Source organism: Phytoactinopolyspora alkaliphila (assembly GCF_010550695.1).
In the GTDB taxonomy this organism is placed as follows: domain Bacteria; phylum Actinomycetota; class Actinomycetes; order Jiangellales; family Jiangellaceae; genus Phytoactinopolyspora; species Phytoactinopolyspora alkaliphila.
In genome coordinates this window covers 149,350-166,929 of sequence record NZ_JAAGOB010000005.1, presented here as the reverse complement: position 1 = coordinate 166,929, position 17,580 = coordinate 149,350, and the positions used below count along the sequence as shown (strand labels likewise).

General features: G+C 67.7%; 20 protein-coding genes. 12 read left to right on the top strand and 8 right to left on the bottom strand.

Annotated features, from left to right (window positions below; translation table 11 throughout):
• Window positions 1-11 precede the first annotated feature (11 nt).
• From G1H11_RS10900 to G1H11_RS10890, 3 genes are read left to right on the top strand one after another with little or no spacing between them, the layout of a single operon-like run.
• Window positions 12-485 carry a RidA family protein gene (locus G1H11_RS10900; RefSeq protein ID WP_163818593.1) on the top strand — a complete coding sequence of 158 codons (474 nt, stop codon included), beginning with the start codon at window positions 12-14 and terminating at the stop codon, window positions 483-485.
• The gene (locus G1H11_RS10895; RefSeq protein WP_163818592.1) at window positions 482-1,228 is read left to right on the top strand and encodes an NUDIX hydrolase; all 747 of its coding nucleotides are present in this window, start codon (window positions 482-484) and stop codon (window positions 1,226-1,228) included. Before G1H11_RS10900 ends, G1H11_RS10895 begins: the two co-directional genes overlap by 4 nt.
• Window positions 1,225-2,040 carry an MBL fold metallo-hydrolase gene (locus tag G1H11_RS10890; protein WP_163818591.1) on the top strand — a complete coding sequence of 272 codons (816 nt, stop codon included), beginning with the start codon at window positions 1,225-1,227 and terminating at the stop codon, window positions 2,038-2,040. Before G1H11_RS10895 ends, G1H11_RS10890 begins: the two co-directional genes overlap by 4 nt.
• A 15-nt stretch (window positions 2,041-2,055) precedes the next feature.
• Here G1H11_RS10890 and G1H11_RS25740 read toward each other — a convergent pair whose 3' ends face one another.
• From G1H11_RS25740 to G1H11_RS10860, 6 genes are all read right to left on the bottom strand, one after another.
• Complete coding sequence (locus G1H11_RS25740; protein WP_163818590.1) at window positions 2,056-3,201, bottom strand: ATP-binding protein; 1,146 nt, start codon at window positions 3,199-3,201, stop codon at window positions 2,056-2,058.
• The gene (locus G1H11_RS10880) at window positions 3,198-3,923 is read right to left on the bottom strand and encodes a response regulator transcription factor (protein ID WP_163818589.1); all 726 of its coding nucleotides are present in this window, start codon (window positions 3,921-3,923) and stop codon (window positions 3,198-3,200) included. The genes G1H11_RS25740 and G1H11_RS10880 overlap by 4 nt, the downstream gene beginning before the upstream one ends.
• A gap of 44 nt (window positions 3,924-3,967) precedes the next feature.
• Complete coding sequence (locus G1H11_RS10875; RefSeq protein WP_163818588.1) at window positions 3,968-4,687, bottom strand: cytochrome c biogenesis protein CcdA; 720 nt, start codon at window positions 4,685-4,687, stop codon at window positions 3,968-3,970.
• 4 nt (window positions 4,688-4,691) lie between these two features.
• A complete protein-coding gene (locus G1H11_RS10870) occupies window positions 4,692-5,264 on the bottom strand; it encodes a thioredoxin family protein (protein WP_163818587.1) in 573 nt (190 codons plus the stop codon).
• A gap of 82 nt (window positions 5,265-5,346) precedes the next feature.
• The gene (gene nhaA, locus G1H11_RS10865; RefSeq protein ID WP_216843656.1) at window positions 5,347-6,786 is read right to left on the bottom strand and encodes a Na+/H+ antiporter NhaA; all 1,440 of its coding nucleotides are present in this window, start codon (window positions 6,784-6,786) and stop codon (window positions 5,347-5,349) included.
• A 9-nt stretch (window positions 6,787-6,795) separates the two neighbouring features.
• Window positions 6,796-7,473, bottom strand: coding sequence for a Crp/Fnr family transcriptional regulator (locus G1H11_RS10860; protein WP_343074850.1), 678 nt, complete (start codon window positions 7,471-7,473; stop codon window positions 6,796-6,798).
• A 258-nt stretch (window positions 7,474-7,731) separates the two neighbouring features.
• On the opposite strand from G1H11_RS10860, the gene nth reads away from it, so the two are divergent.
• The 9 genes from nth (at window position 7,732) to mnhG (ending at window position 16,102) form a co-directional block, all read left to right on the top strand.
• Window positions 7,732-8,442, top strand: coding sequence for an endonuclease III (gene nth / locus G1H11_RS10855; protein ID WP_163818586.1), 711 nt, complete (start codon window positions 7,732-7,734; stop codon window positions 8,440-8,442).
• Window positions 8,439-9,086 (top strand): NUDIX hydrolase, encoded by a 648-nt coding sequence (locus G1H11_RS10850; RefSeq protein ID WP_163818585.1) that lies wholly within the window; start codon window positions 8,439-8,441, stop codon window positions 9,084-9,086. Before nth ends, G1H11_RS10850 begins: the two co-directional genes overlap by 4 nt.
• Window positions 9,083-10,276: a MarP family serine protease gene (locus G1H11_RS10845; protein WP_163818584.1), complete on the top strand. Its 1,194-nt coding sequence runs from the start codon at window positions 9,083-9,085 to the stop codon at window positions 10,274-10,276. The genes G1H11_RS10850 and G1H11_RS10845 overlap by 4 nt, the downstream gene beginning before the upstream one ends.
• 218 nt (window positions 10,277-10,494) lie before the next feature.
• Complete coding sequence (gene mbhE, locus G1H11_RS10840; RefSeq protein ID WP_163818583.1) at window positions 10,495-13,287, top strand: hydrogen gas-evolving membrane-bound hydrogenase subunit E; 2,793 nt, start codon at window positions 10,495-10,497, stop codon at window positions 13,285-13,287.
• Window positions 13,284-13,598: a sodium:proton antiporter gene (locus tag G1H11_RS10835; RefSeq protein WP_163818582.1), complete on the top strand. Its 315-nt coding sequence runs from the start codon at window positions 13,284-13,286 to the stop codon at window positions 13,596-13,598. The genes mbhE and G1H11_RS10835 overlap by 4 nt, the downstream gene beginning before the upstream one ends.
• Window positions 13,595-15,106: a monovalent cation/H+ antiporter subunit D family protein gene (locus G1H11_RS10830; protein ID WP_163818581.1), complete on the top strand. Its 1,512-nt coding sequence runs from the start codon at window positions 13,595-13,597 to the stop codon at window positions 15,104-15,106. Before G1H11_RS10835 ends, G1H11_RS10830 begins: the two co-directional genes overlap by 4 nt.
• Window positions 15,103-15,495, top strand: coding sequence for a Na+/H+ antiporter subunit E (locus tag G1H11_RS10825; RefSeq protein ID WP_163818580.1), 393 nt, complete (start codon window positions 15,103-15,105; stop codon window positions 15,493-15,495). Before G1H11_RS10830 ends, G1H11_RS10825 begins: the two co-directional genes overlap by 4 nt.
• Window positions 15,492-15,749 carry a monovalent cation/H+ antiporter complex subunit F gene (locus tag G1H11_RS10820; protein WP_163818579.1) on the top strand — a complete coding sequence of 86 codons (258 nt, stop codon included), beginning with the start codon at window positions 15,492-15,494 and terminating at the stop codon, window positions 15,747-15,749. Before G1H11_RS10825 ends, G1H11_RS10820 begins: the two co-directional genes overlap by 4 nt.
• On the top strand, window positions 15,746-16,102 hold the full coding sequence (mnhG, locus tag G1H11_RS10815) for a monovalent cation/H(+) antiporter subunit G (RefSeq protein WP_163818578.1): 357 nt from the start codon (window positions 15,746-15,748) through the stop codon (window positions 16,100-16,102). The genes G1H11_RS10820 and mnhG overlap by 4 nt, the downstream gene beginning before the upstream one ends.
• Before the next feature lie 9 nt (window positions 16,103-16,111).
• Here the strand turns inward: mnhG and G1H11_RS10810 are convergent, their stop codons facing one another.
• Together G1H11_RS10810 and G1H11_RS10805 are read right to left on the bottom strand one after the other, a co-directional pair.
• Window positions 16,112-17,032 (bottom strand): alpha/beta fold hydrolase, encoded by a 921-nt coding sequence (locus tag G1H11_RS10810; RefSeq protein WP_216843654.1) that lies wholly within the window; start codon window positions 17,030-17,032, stop codon window positions 16,112-16,114.
• On the bottom strand, window positions 17,029-17,436 hold the full coding sequence (locus tag G1H11_RS10805; RefSeq protein ID WP_163818577.1) for a phage holin family protein: 408 nt from the start codon (window positions 17,434-17,436) through the stop codon (window positions 17,029-17,031). The genes G1H11_RS10810 and G1H11_RS10805 overlap by 4 nt, the downstream gene beginning before the upstream one ends.
• Between the last annotated feature and the right edge of the window lie 144 nt (window positions 17,437-17,580).

Below are 17,580 nucleotides of genomic sequence, written 5' to 3'. Positions count from 1 at the left end.
AGGAGCGCACCATGAGCGATGAAGCGATCACGCCCGAGAAGCGCCTGGTCGAACTGGGGATGGAACTGCCCGTGGTGGCCGCGCCGATAGCGGCCTACGTCCCGGCGCTGCGCACCGGATCCTACGTCTACACGTCGGGACAGTTGCCCCTACGCGACGGAGACCTGATCCGCACCGGCAAGGTCGGCGCGGAAGTCAGCCCGGAGGAGGCATACGACTGCGCACAGCAATGCCTGCTCAACGGCCTAGCGGCGATCCGCGCTGAGGTCGGCGAGCTGTCCACCGTGACCCGTGTCGTGAAGGTGGTGGGCTTCGTAGCGTCCGCTCCCGGCTTCACCGCGCAGGCACAGGTCGTCAACGGAGCGAGCGAACTGCTCGGGAAGGTCTTCGGTGATGCCGGCCGGCACGCTCGCAGTGCGGTCGGCGTGGCTGTGCTGCCACTCGACGCGCCGGTGGAGATCGAGTTGGTGGTCGAGGTCCGTTGACCGATCGCGGCCGGCTGCCGGACGACGCCAGTAAGCGCGCCCGGGCGTTCCTCGCCACGGGCACCGCCCCGGTACCGGCCCGGCCGGCTTCCACCGTCGTCCTGGTGCGGGACGGCGCCGAAGGCCTCGAGGTGTACACCCAGCGCAGGCACACGAGCATGGCCTTTGCCAGCGGGATGGTGGCGTTCCCGGGCGGACGTGTCGATCCCGCGGACACGGTCGCTCCGGCCGACCTCGATCAGCACCACTGGGCTCGACGGCTGGGCACCACACCACAGGCGGCTACCGGTTTCGTGAACGCCGCTCTCCGGGAGACGACGGAGGAGACCGGCGTACGGCTCCACGCGTCGGCGCTGCGCCCCTGGGCCCATTGGATCACGCCGCGATTCGAGACGCGCCGGTACGACACCTGGTTCTTCGTGGCCGCTGCACCGCGTGACCAGGAGCCGCAGGACATCTCTGGTGAGGCGTCGGCGGTGGCGTGGATCGCTCCGCGGGAGGCGCTTGATCGCGCTGTACGGGGCGAGTGGCTGATGCTGCTACCGACCTGGACCGTTCTGGAGGAGCTGTCCGCATACTCCTCGGCCGGGGCCGTCCTCGGGGCGGAGCGGCGCATCGACACGATCACGCCGGGCTGGATCGACGACGGCGAACACGTCTACTCCCTGCCTCCCGACGACCCGCGATACCCCGGCGACGACCCTACCCCTTCCCATGGTCGTCGACGACGGACCGGGCCATGACGCGGTCGATCGTCGAGGATCATGGGGCGGCGCTGCCACCGTGGTGCCGGACCGTACGCGCCGCCAATCCGGGGCCGATGACGCTCGACGGGACCAACACCTATGTGCTCGCCACCGTCGGCGGGAATGTCGTCGTCGACCCGGGTCCGTTGCTCGACGAGCATCTCTCCACGGTGGCGGAGCTCGGGCCGGTGCTGCTGACCCTCCTGACACATCATCACCTCGACCATTGCGAAGGTGCGGCCCGGTTCCATCAGCTGACGGGCGCACCCGTGCGGGCTCGCGAGCCCGAGCTGTGCATCGACGCCCCGCCTCTCGCCGACGACGACGCCCTCATCGATGTGCCGGAGCTGGAGCTGCGGGTCCTGCACACGCCAGGACACACTGCGGACTCGGTGTGTTTCGAGGTGTCGGGGCCGCCTGCGGTAACCGGGCTCGCCCCATGGAGAGGCCTGCTCAGCGGGGACACCGTGCTCGGCCGGGGAACGACGGTCGTGGCCCATCCGGACGGCCGGCTCGCCGACTACTTGAGAACGCTCGAGCGGCTTCGGGACCGGCTCACCGACGAGTGGACCCTGCTGCCCGCCCATGGGCCGGTCCGAACCGCCGCGGCCGGCGTGGTCTCCGGATACCTGGAGCACCGGTACGCGCGCTTGGACGAGGTGCGCTCTGCGCTGGTAGCCGGAGCACGAACCGCGGCCGAGGTGGTGGCGATCGTCTACGCCGACGTGGACCGGTCGGTATGGCCGGCCGCCGAACGCACCGTCGCGGCCGCGCTCGAGTACCTGCGTGAGACCGGGCAACCCCGGTGAGCGACACCGTCGTCATCATCCCGCCGGCAGCACCAGCTCGAACGCACACCCGCGCCCGGTGTTGCGGACCGAGACCGTGCCGCCGTGCGAATCGGCGACCCCACGCACGATGGCCAGGCCGAGCCCGGCGTGCTCACCAGGGCTGCGTTGCGGCTCTCCACGCCATCCCGTGTCGAACACCCGGGGCATGTGCTCCTCGGGGATGCCTCCGCAATCGTCGGCCACTTCGACGCTCACCTCGCCGTTGCGCGCGGTACCGGTGACCCGCACCGATCCTCCGGAGGGGGTGTAGCGCACCGCATTGGCCACCAGGTTCGACAGCGCTCTGGCCAATGCGTCTCCGTCTCCCCGCATCGGCAGCCGGCCGCCCGCGTCGACATCCAGGCGCACGCCACGGGCCCGGGCCGCCGCGAGCGCCTCGGCCGTCACGTCCTCGATGATCTCGCGTACGCTCACGCGTGCCCGGGCGCGTTGCGACGGCATGCCTTGGAGCCGGGACAGCTCGAACAGGTCGTCGACCATCGCCGTCATCCGTTCGACGGTGGTACGGATCTGCGCATAGGCGGCGTCCGGGTCGTCCAGAAGGCCGTCTTCGAGCCCTTCCGCAAGAGCCCGCAGTCCGGCCAGCGGAGTACGCAGGTCATGGCTCATTGCCACGAGCAGCTGCCGGCGCCCGGTTTCAAGGGCACGTTCACGGTTTCTCGACTCCTCGAGGCGACGCCGGACGTCGTCGAGCTGGGTCGTGAGCTGAGCGATCTCCGCCGAGACCGGCCGGCCGCCCGGGGAGCGCCGGCGACGGGCCGGGCCGCCGTCCCCGTCCGCGTTCTCGTAGACCTCGGTCAGGCGGCTCAGGCCCCGGCCCACCATGCGGGAGCCGGCCGCCAGCCGGCGGCCCATCACCACGCCTATCAGCACGGCGAGCACGCCGGCCGTGGTGGAGACGATCGCGATGACGTCGGCATCGTGGTCCGAGATGAACATCGCCCGCACGTTGACCTGAACCGCCACGATGACGGCGATCACGGGAATCAGCGCGCAGACGACCAGGGACAGCACGATCGAGTGGCGACGGAGCGCGCGCAAGGCCAGCAGGCCCAGAGCTCCCACGCCGACGCAGCTCACCGCGGTGGCGGAGAGCATGAACCACATGTCGGCGTTCACACCGGCACATCCGGAACATCGATCTCGTCCGGAGTGGCGAAGCGGTATCCGACACCCCGCACGGTCAGCACCATCCGCGGATCGGACGGATCGAGCTCGATCTTCTCGCGCACTCGCCGGATGTGCACGAAGACAGTGGAGTTGTCGCCGTAGTCCCATCCCCAGACACGGCGCAGGAGTTCTCGCTTGCCGAACGTCTGCCCCGCATGAGCGGCGAGGAAGACGAGGAGGTCGTACTCACGAGTGGTGAGCGGCACGGCTTCGCCGCGCAGCCGGACCGACCGTGCGGCCGTGTCGATGAACAACGGCCCGGCTCGCAGTTCCGGCGGCAGCCCGGCAGGGCTGCGCATCCGGTCGTCGCGGCGTAGCAGCCCCGAGATACGCAGCACAAGCTCGCGAGGACTGAACGGCTTGGCGACGTAGTCGTCCGCGCCGACCTCAAAACCCTCGATGCGGTGGTCCTCGTCGCCACGGGCGCTCAGCACCACCACCAGTGTGTGGTCGGCGTCGGCCCGTCGCCGGCGCAGCAACTCGAGACCGGAGATCCCCGGCAGCATCACGTCGAGCACGACCAGATGTGGTTTCCACTCCTGCCAGGCCCGCTCGGCCGTGCTTCCGTCGGAGACCGTCCGGGAGTCGATCCCGGCCCGCCGCAGGTAGGCCGAGACGACCGACGAGACCGTGAGGTCGTCGTCGACGATCAGCACCCGAGAGGTATCCATCACCGTTCAGCGTCCACCTGTCGGGCCGCGGCCGCAACCAGTTGTCACCGGAGGCTGTCCTCAAGGTCGAGCTGCCAGTCGAACCAGCCGTTCTGCACCAACCATCCCAGAAGCTCCTTGTCGAGTCCTGTGGCGATGGCGACACCGATCACGATGAACAGGACTCCCAATGCACGCTTGAACCAGCCGTGCGGGTTGACCCCCCAGCCGAGCCGAGCCACCATCCCCCGGCCGCCCATCACCACCACCAGCATCATCGCGGCGAGCCCGGCCAGGAAGGCGGCGAGGTACAGCATGCCTTCCAACGGTTCCGCGGGCAGGATCCCGGCGATGATCACCGCATAGGTGGGGCTGCATGCGCTGAAGACGGGACCGAGACTGGCGCCCAGAACAAGGTCGCCGACGACGCCGCTGCGTTCCGAGCCGTATTGTGCACCCCTGCCGCCGAGCTCGGCCAGACGCAGCCGCCCCGCCACGGCGTCCCAGAGCCCCGGTGCCAGCGTGATCACCCCGAAGAGCACGAGGATCACGCCGGCCACCGTCTGCCACACCTGTTGCGGCACCGCGATGAGCAACGTCGACGCTTTGAGAAGCAGCGAGAACACGAAGATGGAGGCACACAGCCCGACCACCACGAGCCACGCGTTCCGTGACCGGCTCTCCGGGCCGACCGACCGGCCGACGAGTATGGGCAGCAGACCGATGACACACGGCGCCAGGACCGAGACCGCGCCGGCGACGACCGCGACGACGACGAAGGGCACTCGATCAGCCCAGCTCGGTCAGAATGGCCTCGAGGGACCTGTCCTTGCCGTAGCCGACCCACGTTCCCTGGGCTTCGCCCCCGTCGTCCACGCGAACGAACGTGGTCTGCATGGTGACGTCGTAGCGTTGCTTCAGTTCCGTGGCGGAGTCGTAGTCGACCTTCAGGATCTGAACTCCGGCCGGAATCTCCGAATCCTCGATGGCCTGCTCGAACGCGCGGCATTCAGGGCACCAGGACGCGTGGAAGAAGAGAATGGTCGTCGGGTATCCAGCTTCGGCCACCGCCTCGTCGGAATAGGCGCGATACACGCCGTCGGCCGTGTCGTCTGCCGACTCGTCCGTCGGCTGGTCATCCATCGACTCGTCGGCCGCCGGCTCGTCGTCCGTCGGCTCGTCGTCCATCGGCTCTTCCGTCTCTGCTGGAGATTCAGCGGTGGCGACGGACTCGGTCGACGGCGGTGCGTCGTCACCGGCACAGGAGCTGAGGGCGAGGCCCAGCGACATGGCAAGCAGGGTGGTTACCCGCCCGACCGAACGGCGTTCTGTCCGCCACGCGTGGCGTATCACTGGTTCCATGGTTGTGACACTAGGCGCCCCGGCGGGCTCACAGCGCCGCTCAGCGTTGACCATTCGCTGACGAGCATCCCGGCCGGCTCAGCTACGCCTGATCCTCGGACTCCACTCTCTGGTTCCCGGATTCCACCGGCCGCGGCCCTATCACTACCGGCTGCCGCTTGTGCGCGAAGACCAGGAAGAGCGCGCCTAGCGCGGCGGCGATGATCGAGCCGCCGAGAACGCCTACCTTGGCGTCGTTGCTGAGCAGCGTGCCGTCCCCGAACGCCAGGCCGGTGATGAACAGGGAGACGGTAAATCCGATACCGGCAACCATCGCTAGCCCGACGATAGTCAGCCATGAGGCGCCGACCGGCAGTCTCCCCCAACCGAATCTCACCGCGATCCACGAGGTCAACGTCACGCCGACGGCCTTCCCGATCACCAGGCCCGCCGCGACCCCGAGAGTCACCGGAGATCCCAGGGCGTCACCCAGGACGCCACCACGCAGGTCGATGCCCGCATTGGCGAGGGCGAAGATGGGAAGGACGACGTAGCTACTCCACGGATGAAGCGACCGCTCGAGACGCTCGGCTATGGACACGGATTCGCCGAGCAGGAACCTATAGCGTCTCAGCTCGTCGGGCCCGAGCTGTTCCGGCATCGAATTCTTGGCGTAGGAGCGTGCCTGTTCCTGGTCGAGCAGCGGTTTGGCCGGCGTCAGCAGACCCAGGATCACACCCGCTATGGTCGCGTGCACGCCGGACTGATAGGTCGCCAGCCACACGAAGATACCGAGGAGGACGTAGACGTACGCGGACCACACCTGAACCCGGCGCAGCGCCAGAATCACGAGGATCGCCAGAGCGGCGATGCCGAGCCAGGGCACCGACAGCTCGTCGGTATAGAAGATGGCGATGACCGTGATGGCACCGATGTCGTCGACGATGGCCAGGGTGAGCAAGAAGACCCGCGCCGCCGACGGAATCCGCTTGTCCAGCACCGCCAGGACACCCAGGGCGAAGGCGATGTCCGTGGCCATGGGGATACCCCAGCCGGCCTCTCCTTCGGTTCCCATGGTGAAGGCGAAGTAGATCGCCGCCGGGACCACCATGCCACCGAACGCGGCGAAGATCGGCACAGCCGCGGCCTTGGGGTCGCGAAGCTCCCCCGCGGCCATCTCGTACTTGATCTCCAAGCCGACCACGAAGAAGAAGATGGCCATCAAGGCGTCGTTGACCCAGTGGCGCAGGTCCTCCGACAGCTCGAACGTGCCGAACTGCACCGAGAACTCGGTGTGCCAGAACGCCTCGTAGGACTCTGCCCACGCTGAGTTCGCCCAGAACAAGGCGATCAACGCGGCTGCAAGGAGAAGGATCCCCCCGGACGCCTCGACCCGGAGGAAAGCGGCTACGGGGCGGCCTACGAAGCGGGCAAGCTTACGGTCGCTGGCCATCCAGATGGGACCGGTGCGCCAGATACCGGAGTCGTGCGCACTCTTGCGTTCGGATTCGGCCGAGCTCCATGGAAAGCGGCTTTTACTCACAGCGGCGACTCAACGCGCCCGGCGGCGGATGCGTTCCACATCGAGCAGGACGACTGAGCGTTGCTCAAGCCGGATCCACCCCCGCCCGACGAAATCCGCCAACGCCTTGTTGACCGTCTCCCGGGAGGCGCCCACCAGCTGGGCCAGCTCTTCCTGAGTCAGGTCATGGACGACGCGCACGCCCTCGTCCGACGGAACGCCGAACCGGCTGGAGAGGTCCAGAAGTTGCTTGGCGACACGGCCCGGGACGTCGGAGAACACCAGGTCCGCCAATGTGTCGTTGGACCTGCGAAGCCGGGATGCCAGCTGAAGGAGCAGGCCACGGGCCACCTCCGGGCGGCCCGAGAGCAGCGGGACGAGATCTGTGTGGCCGAGACCCAGCAGGCTCGTCTCGGTGACAGCGGTGGCTGTGGCCGAGCGCGGCCCAGGGTCGAACAGGGAGAGCTCACCGAACATCTGGCCAGGACCCAGCAGCGCCAGCAGGTTCTCGCGGCCATCCTGTGCGGTGCGCCCCAGCTTGATCTTGCCGGCTGTGACGACGTACACCCGGTCGCCCTCGTCACCCTCGCGGAACAGCACCTCGCTCCGATCGAGGTGAACCTCGATCATGGAGGCACGCAATGCCGCGGCGGCCTCGTCGTTGAGCTCCCGGAACAGCGGTGCGCTCCGCAGCGCCTCGTCAACCACTACCTGGCTCCTTCTAGTCAGCTGGTCGAACTCGTCCACCGTGCTCCCTGTCAACACAGCCGCAAGGCTGAGTGTTCCGTCTCACGTTATGCCGACACCTATTGTGCCCGGACACCATCATGACCCATGATTCGCCCCCCGCGTCCCAGCCGCAGCGGACCCGGAACTCCCTGGATCCGGTGACCGATGTGCGCCCTCACGCGACGTACGTGTCATCTGGTCCCCGCAGATGTCGGAGGGTGCACATAGGGTGACCATGTGTCCTCGGCCAACGCTGAAACTCGTACCGCGCTCGTTCGACGAGCCCGCAAGATCAATCGGGAGCTGGCGGTTACCTATCCCGACGCCCATTGTGAGCTGGATTTCTCCACGCCCTTCGAGCTGCTGATCGCCACGGTGCTGTCCGCCCAAACCACCGACGTGCGCGTCAACTCGGTCACGCCGGCACTGTTCGCCGCATACCCCGACGCGCCCGCCCTCGCCGTGGCGGATCCCTCCCAGGTCGAGGCCTTGATTCAGCCCACCGGCTTCTTCCGGGCCAAGACCAAGTCGGTGATCGGGCTGTCGCAGGCATTGACCGATCGGTTCGGCGGCGACGTACCCGGCACGCTCGCGGATCTGGTGACTCTGCCGGGAGTCGGCCGAAAGACCGCCAACGTGGTCCTCGGCAACGCTTTCGACGTCCCCGGCATCACCGTCGACACGCATTTCAATCGCTTGGTCAGGCGGTGGAACTGGACCGAGAACACCGACCCTGACCGGATCGAGGCCGACGTCGCCGCACTGTTCCCGAAGCGGGACTGGACCATGCTGTCGCATCGCGTCATCTGGCATGGCCGGCGTCGTTGCCACGCCCGCCGGCCGGCATGCGGAGCATGCCCGCTGGCCCGGCTGTGTCCCTCCTACGGCGAAGGCCCCACGGATCCCGCGGAGGCCGCAAAGCTCGTCCGGGATGGCCCCCGGAGATGACCGTGCCGGACTGGCTCCGCCCTGTCATCGCCGCTCAGAGCCGTACTCAGCAGTTCCGCCGTTACTCGCTGCCACCCGGCGCCACTGCCCGCCCGTCAGCGGTGCTACTGCTGTTCGGTGAGTCGGACGGTGCCCCGGATGTCCTCCTCACCGAGCGAGCGAGTGGCCTGCGCAGTCACGCTGGCCAGGTGTCATTTCCGGGCGGTGCCATCGACCCGGACGACGACGGACCGGCCGCCGCCGCGCTCCGGGAGGCGGCCGAGGAGACCGGGCTCGAGCCCGCCGGAGTCCACGTTCTGGGTACGCTGCCGACCCAATGGATACCCGTCACCAACTACGCCGTCACACCGGTGCTGGCGTGGTGGCGCGAGCCGTCTCCTGTGCGGGTCGTGGACCCGGCCGAGGTCGCGTCGGTGCACAGAATTCGCCTCGACGACCTCCTCGACCCCGCCAATCGGTTCCAGATCCGGCATCCCAGCGGCATGATCGGACCGGCCTTTCAGGTCGGCGCCCTGCTCGTGTGGGGCTTTACGGCCGGGGTTCTGGCCCGCCTGTTCAAGGTCGCCGGAATGGACAAACCGTGGGATCGTACGCGTATCCATCCAGACGTGGCTCTGGTGAGACAGCGGCGAGGTGAGCAGTGATCTTCGGATTGAACGTAGTCGACTTCATCGTCATAGCCCTGGCGATCGTCGTCGGCTACACGGGCTGGGTCCACGGATTCGTGGTGGGCTTGCTGTCCTTCGCCGGTTTCGTCGGCGGAGCGGCCGCGGGACTGTTCCTGGTACCTGTCCTTCTGGGAGGGTTCGAGCCAGGCCTGGGCGTCTCGATCCTCGCCGTGCTCCTTGTCCTCGCCATCGCCTCCATCGGCCAGGGTGTGCTCGCCTGGGCAGGCGGCTGGGTCCGGTCGAAGGTCTCCTCCCGGCCGGCACGGCACGTCGATGCCGTGGGCGGCACCTTGCTGGCCGTCGCCGGCCTGCTCCTTGCGGCGTGGGCCTGCGGACTGGCGATCTCGACGGCCGCCATCCCCTACGCCTCCAAGTCGGTGCGCGAATCGGCCATTCTGCGCGCCGTCGACGATGTCGTTCCCGTGTCGCCGGACAACCTGCGCCAGGCCTTCCAGGAGGTAGTGGTTGCCGGCGGGTTCCCCGAGGTCGTCGTCCCCTGGGTCCCGGAACCCATCCAGGGCGTGGATCCGCCGTCAGGAACCCTGCCGCGTGATCCTGAGGTCCGTGCCGCCACACAGAGCGTCGTGAAGGTCACCGGGCGCGCGTCAGAATGTGCCCGAGTGCTCGAAGGCACGGCGTTCGTCATCGCCCCGGAGCGGGTCATGACCAACGCGCACGTCGTAGCCGGCGTCAGCGAACCCGTGATCACCTTTCCCGACGGTGATCCACTGGCAGCGCAGGTAGTCCTCTTCGATCCGGATACGGACGTCGCCGTCCTCGCCGTGCCCGACCTTCCGCTGTCCGCGCTGGAGCTCGCCGAGGACGATCCCGGCCAGGGTGACGACGCGGTCGCGGTCGGTTTCCCCGGCGGGAATCCGCTCACGGCCACCGCCGTCCGGGTTCGAGGTCAGTACGAGCTGCTGGGCCATGACATCTACGGCCAGGGGCAGGTGAACCGGGAAGTGGTCGGCCTGCGCGGCCGGGTCCGGCCGGGCAACTCCGGCGGCCCTGTCGTCTCCCCCGACGGCACCGTCTACGGTGTGATTTTCGCCGCATCGCTGACCGACCCGGACACCGGCTACGCGCTCGCACTCAGCGAGGTCGAAGACCTGATCACCCAGGCCCCGGAGGCCACGGAAGCCGTGGACACGGGCCGGTGCACGTGACTGGCGCTCGCACACCGCCGACCGGCCATCGCACCGCTGACCAGACATGTAGAATTGTGGCCACATCGTGAAGCACAACGGGCGTCAGGAAACTGACGCCCGTTGTCTTTCTGCACCCTGCGGGTACATCGGTGGGCGTCCGCCAGTCGATGCCCGAGCGCGCTCATGCACGAAAGGTAAGGCCCGGTGACCGAGGCAATCGCACGCGAGGACGGCCGATGATTCTCGCCTTCGCCCTTGCGGCCCTGGCGACCACGGCCGTCATCGCACCGGGCCTCGCCCGTCGTCTCGGGAGGAATACGGGATATCCCATCGCCGCGGTCTTCCTGATCGTCGGCGGGCTGATCGCCAGTCAGGCTTCCGGCGTGCTGGCGGGTGGCACCGTCGCCGTGGACTGGGCGTGGATGCCCAGCATCGGCGTGGACTTCCGGCTCCACCTCGACGGCGTATCTCTGCTGTTCGCCTCGCTCGTCCTCGGTGTCGGCTCGCTGATCCTCGCGTACTGCCCCCGGTATCTGGAGGACAACGAGCGGCACGGCCGGTTCTATGCCCTGCTGACCCTCTTCGCCACGTCGATGCTCGGGCTGGTCTTCGCCCGGGATTTGCTGTTGCTCGTCGTCTTCTGGGAGATGACCACCATCTCGTCGTTCCTCCTCATCGGAGGTACGGGACGCAAGTCCAGCCTGCCCGCTACCCGCGCGTTCGTGGTGACCGCAGCAGGCGGACTCTCGCTGCTGGCTGCAGTCATTTTGATGAGCCTGGCTGCCGGCACCACGAACATCTCCGTGATCATGGACGACCCCAGCCGGGTGATCGATTCGCCTCAGGCGCCGGTGATCGCGGTGCTGGTCATCGTCGCCGCGTTCACCAAGTCGGCGCAGCTACCTTTCCATTTCTGGCTGCCCGACGCCATGGTGGCGATCACGCCGGTGAGCGCCTACCTCCACGCGGCGACCCTGGTCAAGGGCGGCATCTACCTGCTCATGCGGTTCTCGCCGCTGTTCGCCGAGTCAGCTCTGTGGACCGCGACACTTATGTCGGTAGGCCTCGTCACGGCGGTGTATGGTGCGGCGATCGCCCTGAAGCAACACGACCTCAAGTCGCTGCTCGCCTACTCCACCGTCAGCCAGCTCGGCTTTCTTATCGCGCTTGTCGGAGTGGGCACCCCTGAAGCGCTCGCCGCCGCAGCCCTGCATACCTTCGCTCACGCCCTGTTCAAGGCCACCCTCTTCATGCTGGTCGGCATCATCGACCGGGAGGCCGGTAGCCGGGACGTCCGCGAGCTCGGCGGTCTGCGCCGGGTGATGCCGGTCACGGCCACCCTCACCGGGCTGGCTGCCATGTCCATGGCCGGGATACCGCCGTTCATCGGTTTCGTCAGCAAGGAGGAAGCGTTCGACTCGCTGCTCGACGCGCCCGGAGCGGATTGGACGGGCTGGCTGGCCGCCGGCACCGCGGTCGCTGCCGCCGGTCTCACCTTCGCCTACGGATTCCGCATCTTCTACGGCGCTTTCGCGGGGCCCACCACGCAGCGAGGCCTGTACGAACCCCGCCCGTCCTTTCTCGCTCCTGCCGCGATTCCGGCGGGGTTGGGCTTGCTCTTCGGCCTGAGCGTGGGCATCTTGTCTCCCCTGATCAACCGCACGGTGAAAGACACCATGCTCACCGATGTCGACGCGACCCTGAGCCTGTGGCACGGGATCAGCACCACGCTGGTGCTCTCCATGGTGACCATCCTCACCGGCTTGTTGCTGTTCTTCCTCCGCGAGCCGGTCGACCGGCTGCTCTACCGGCACCAGTTCCCCGCCACGGGCGCGAAGGTGTTCGACGCCGCCTACGGCGGCGCCCTCAGGTTGGGCGAGTGGACCGGCGCACCCACCCGTGCCAGCGGAATCGCCGCACACATCGCGTGGCCGCTCGGGGCACTACTGGTAATCGGCGTCACCGGTGTGGCGCTGTGGCCTGATGTCGCGCCGCCCGCCCTGCCCACCACACGGCCCGAGGACTGGGCCGTAGTCGGCGTCCTGGCTGCCGCCATCCTCGCGTTGTGTCTGGCCAAATCACGGCTGACCGCCATCGTCCTGCTCGGCGTGGTGGGATTCGTCGTGGGCATCTGGTTCCTGATCGCCGGTGCTCCTGATCTGGCCATCACGCAACTGCTAGTCGAGATTCTCACCGTCGTCGTCGCAGTCCTCGTGCTCCGCCGGCTGCCGCCCGTGTTCCGCCAGGTGCGGCGCAGCAGGACGCTGGCCACGGCGGCGATCGCCGTCGCCAGCGGTCTGGTCGCTGGAGCCGCGACGTTCTTGCTCACCGGCCGGCGCGAGCGCTCTCCCGCCGCCGGCTATCTGATGTCCGAGGCTGAGGAGGACAGCGGCGGCCGCAACGTCGTGAACACCGTCCTGGTCGACTTCCGAGGCCTCGACACTCTGGGGGAGGTCACCGTGCTGGCGATCGCGGGCCTGGGCCTCATCGCTTTGCTCCGCGGGACCCGCACCCCCGAAACAGCCGGGAGAGACGACTCCTCGCTCCCACCGTCAGACCGTGAAGGCAACATGGTGATCTTCCAGGTCGCCTCGCGTCTGCTCCTGCCCGGCATAGCCGCTGTATCGGCATATCTGCTGCTGCGCGGCCATTACATGCCCGGGGGCGGGTTCATCGCGGCCCTGGTAGCAGGCGTCGCTGTCGCCGTTGTCCAGCTTCCGCACGGGCTCGACCGCCCGCCCAGGCTGCAAGCGATTCCACTCATCCAGAGTGGTCTGGCCCTCGCGGTTCTGGTGGGAGCCCTGGGCTTACTCGAGGGCTCTTTCCTCCGGCCGATGCGCGGATATCTCAGCATCGGCGCCGCAGACCTCTCGCTGTCCTCGTCCCTCGTCTTCGATCTCGGCATCTTCCTGGTGGTGCTCGGCATGACGGTGGCCGCGATTGAACGACTCAGCCGCGGCGTCGCGGAGGCATCCCACCGGCCGGGCCCGGAACGGGTGCTGGAGCTGCACGGAGGTGACCAGAGATGACCGCCGCGATCATCGTCGGTCTTCTTGTGGCCGGCGGCGTTTACCTGGTTCTGCAACCAGGTCTCATCCGGGTGACCATCGGCTTCGTCATGATCGGGCATGCGCTCAACAGCCTTTTGGTGGCGGCGGGCGGCATGGGTTGGCGGGCCGTGTCGTTCATCGGCACGTCCGAGCCGGACCAGGCCGCCGATCCTCTGCCCCAGGCATTCGCGCTCACCGCCATCGTCATCACGTTCGGCATCACCGTCTATCTCCTCGGCCTGGCCCGCTCCGGTGCCGACGACGTGCCGGAAGAGGAGCCTCCGACATGAACAACCTGCTCCCCTTCGTCGTCGCGCTGCCATTGCTGGCCGCGGCGGCCACACCCTTGACCCGGGAGAGCAAAGGCCTCAGCCGGACACTTTTGCTGGGGACACCCGCCCTGGTGCTGGCCTTCGGCATCCTGCTGGTGATCGAGACGCGTGACGGCGACGTCCTGGTGGAACAGGTCGCCGGATGGGAAGCCGGAATCGCCATCGCGTTCGCCGCCGACCTCTTCAGCGCGCTGGTTCTAGTGGTGATGTCACTTCTCACGCTGGTTTGCTCGACATTCGTCGTCGCGGCCGGGGACGACGACGACCCTCTGATGGCACCTCTTGTCCTCGTACTGTCGGGCGGGGTGTTCGGCGCGCTCCTGACCACGGACCTGTTCAACCTGTTCGTCATGATCGAGGTCGCGCTGATCCCCAGTTACGTCCTCATGTCGAAATCGGGGCGGCCCGCGTCGCTCGCTGCCGGCCGGGTGTACCTGACGGTGAATCTGTTCGGCTCGTCGCTCTTGCTGGGCGGTATCGCGCTGGTGTACGCGGTGAACGGCAGCGTCAATCTGGCCGAACTCGCCGGTGCCGGGCAGGCGAGTGGAATCGCGGCCTTCGCTGGCGGGATCATCCTGCTCGCCCTGGCGCTGAAAGGTGCCCTCGTTCCCTTGCACGGCTGGCTTCCCCGGACGTATCCGCACGCGTCGCCCGCCGTCACCGCGCTGTTCTCGGGTCTCCTCACCAAGATCGGCATCTACGGCCTCTTCCGGGTCTTCTCCGTGTACTTCGAGGGCGCCAGCCAGGTGCAGAGCATCATTCTCGCGGTCACCGTGGTGACGATGGTCGTGGGCGTCTTCGGCGCGCTGGGTGAGAACTCCATGCGTGCCATCCTCGCCTTCCACATGGTGAGCCAGGTCGGATACATCGCACTGGGTCTCGGATTCTTCGGCGTCGCGGGCATGGCCGCGTCGATCTTCTACCTACTGCACCACACCATCGTGAAGGCAAGTCTGTTCCTGTCCGCGGGAGCCATCGAGACTCACTACGGCACCGACCGGCTCGACCGTCTCGGTGGTCTGGCTCGCCGGGAACCGCTGCTGGCCGCCGCCTTCCTGGCCGCCGCGCTCTCGTTGGCCGGGATCCCGCCGTTCTCGGGTTTCTTCGCCAAGTTCACGCTCATCCGGGCGTCCATGGATGCCGGGGAGTACCTCGCCGCTGGAGTGGCGGTGGCGGTAAGCCTGTTCACTTTGCTGTCAATGCTCAAGATCTGGAACTCCACCTTCTGGGGTCCGGATGTTCCAGCCGGCACCGCAGACATGGCCATTAACGACGCGTCCAAGGGCGGCGCCATGACCACCACCCGGACCCGGATCCGCCGCACCCTGATCATCCCTGGCGTCGTCCTCGCCCTGGTGACAGTCTCACTCGGCGTGGGCGCGGAGATCTTGCTCTCCCTGGTCGAGACGGCCGCGGAGGGGCTGGTCGACACCACTCGATACGTGGAGGCGGTGATAGGGCGATGAACAACGTTCTGCGGCGGTTCGGCGCCGAGCTGGCACGAGCGGGCCGCCTCGTCTACTTCGGCGGTTACTTCAGCTATCAGCTGGTCGTCGCAAGCCTGGAGGTCGCCTGGGATGTTCTCACTCCGCGAAGCCGCCTACAACCCGGCATCGTCGCGCTTCCGCTGGCAAGCCGCACGCCGGTCGAGATGACGCTGCTGACGAACCTGGTGTCCCTGACTCCCGGAACGCTGACGGTCACCGTGAATCGGGATCCAGGAGTCCTCTACGTACACGGAATGTACGCGGAAGATCCCGAGGCCTTCCGGAAAGAGCTCAGCACGTTCGAGCGGCGCATGCTTGCGGCCGTCCGGCTCAAGGACCGGCACGTGCCGAACGGAGAGGTCTCGTGACACTTGTCGACTTGGCCTTAGCCGCCCTCGCGCTCGCGTTCCTGCCCGCGATATGGCGGATCGTCAGGGGCCCCACCGACGCGGACCGCGCCACCGCCGGCGACTTCGCCTTCTTCCTGTTCGTCGCCGTGGCGGCGCTCCTCGGAGTGCGGCTGGACACGCCCATGCTCTTCGACGTTGTCTTGATCGCCACCCTGGTCGGGTTTCTCGGCACTGTGTTTCTGGCGCGGCTGGTGGATCGGAGGGACCGATGAACGGCTGGGACGTCGTCGGGAGCGTGTTCGTCGCGCTAGGCGTGTTCTTCATCATCATGTCGGCCGTAGGGCTGCTGCGTCTGCCCGACGTCTACTCCAGGCTGAGCGCGGTGACCAAGGCCGCCACCCTGGGTGTCGTGCTCATACTCGCGGGCGCGTTCTTTCTCAAACCGTCGTGGACCGCGTTCATCACCCTTGCTCTTGCGGCGGCGCTCCAGTTCCTCACCGCCCCCGTCGGGGGGTTCGCGCTCGGCCGGGCGGCGTATCGATCGAAGAGCCCGCTGGCCGCACAGACCAATTACGACGAGCTCGCCACCGGCGAAGCGTCCGCACCAGTGGCCGACGACGGGTGACTCACTCGCTCAGCGGAACCGGGTCAGCCACTCCACCAGAATGTCGCTGGTGAGCTCAGGCGCTTCCTCGTGCGGAAAATGTCCCACGCCCTCAAGCTGCACCCACTGGTGCGGGCCGGACACACGCCGCTTCGATGACTTCGCCAGCGCCGAGGAGAAGTTACGGTCCTGACCGCCGTGAATCTGGAGTACCGGAACGTCGATCGACGCCTCCATTCGCTTGGCGAAGCGCCTGCCGTCACTGCGGAAGAGAGACCGCACCGCCCACCGCTGGTACTCCAGCGCGCAGTGCGGCGCGGGCCAGATGCGCATCGCCGCGCGGTACCGGGCGCTGGCCTCCTCATCGGGGAAACCGCTACCGGGTGATGCCCAGCTGCGCAGCAAGTCCTCGACCACCGCCGCCTCGTTCGCCATCATCCGGCGCTCCGGGACCCATGGCGTCTGAGCGCCCAGCAGACCACCGGCGTGGATCACGTGTCCGCGCATCAAATGCCTGCGCAGGGTGACCGGGTGCGGCATCGACAGCGCCGCCACGCCGCGCACGTGCGCCGGCCGGAAGGTCGCCGCCGTCCAGGCGCCGAAAGCGCCCCACCCATGTCCGACCAGGACGGCACTCCGCTCGCCGATCGACTGGATGACTCCGGTGATGTCTGCGGCGAACGTCGCCGGGTCGTAGCCACGCGGAGGCTTGTCGCTTCCGCCATATCCGCGTAGGTCCATGGCGACCGCCCGCCAGCCGGCCTCCGCGAGCCGCGGCAGCTGATGCCGCCAGGCCCACCAGAACTCCGGGAAGCCGTGCAGGAGCAGGACCAGCGGCCCGTCCCCCAGCTCGGCGACGTGGAACTGGGCACCGTTCGCCGAGACTCGGCGATGGCTCCACGGCCCCGCGACCTCGACTCTGTCGTCGAACACTTCTGCGATCTGGCTCACGACTCTGATGACGTCCGTATCGTCTGCGCGATCTTCTGCGCGCCCTGCTTCGCTCGAGTGGTCCCGCTCATGCCCGAGATCCTGGCCTTGGCCACCAGGCCGAGGGCCCCCGCAGCGAGCAGATACACGCCCGCGACGATCAGGAACGCCCAGCCGGGCGCCAGGCCCAAGGCGGTCAGGCCGTACGCGAGCGCGATGGACAGCAAGATCACCACGAGGATGACGAGCACCGCCGCCACGGCGACGAGCGCGACGCCCGTCCCCACGGCCTTGGCATCCTCGCGCAACTCCGCCTTGGCGAGATCGATTTCGTCCCGGAGAAGCCCGGTGACGTCGTCCTTGATCGCGTTGACCAGTTGACCGGTGGACATCTCAACGCCGTCGGTAGTCGACCTGGTGGTCATCCCGAGTCTCCTGTTGCTTGGGTTCCTCAGTCAGTCTGTTCGCGGCCGATGCTGAGCTGAGCAGGAGGAGCGCTGCTCAAGCTCACCGAGATTGTCGGCCTCTAGGCGACTCTAGAGCACGCGACCGGCAGAGGCGCACAACTC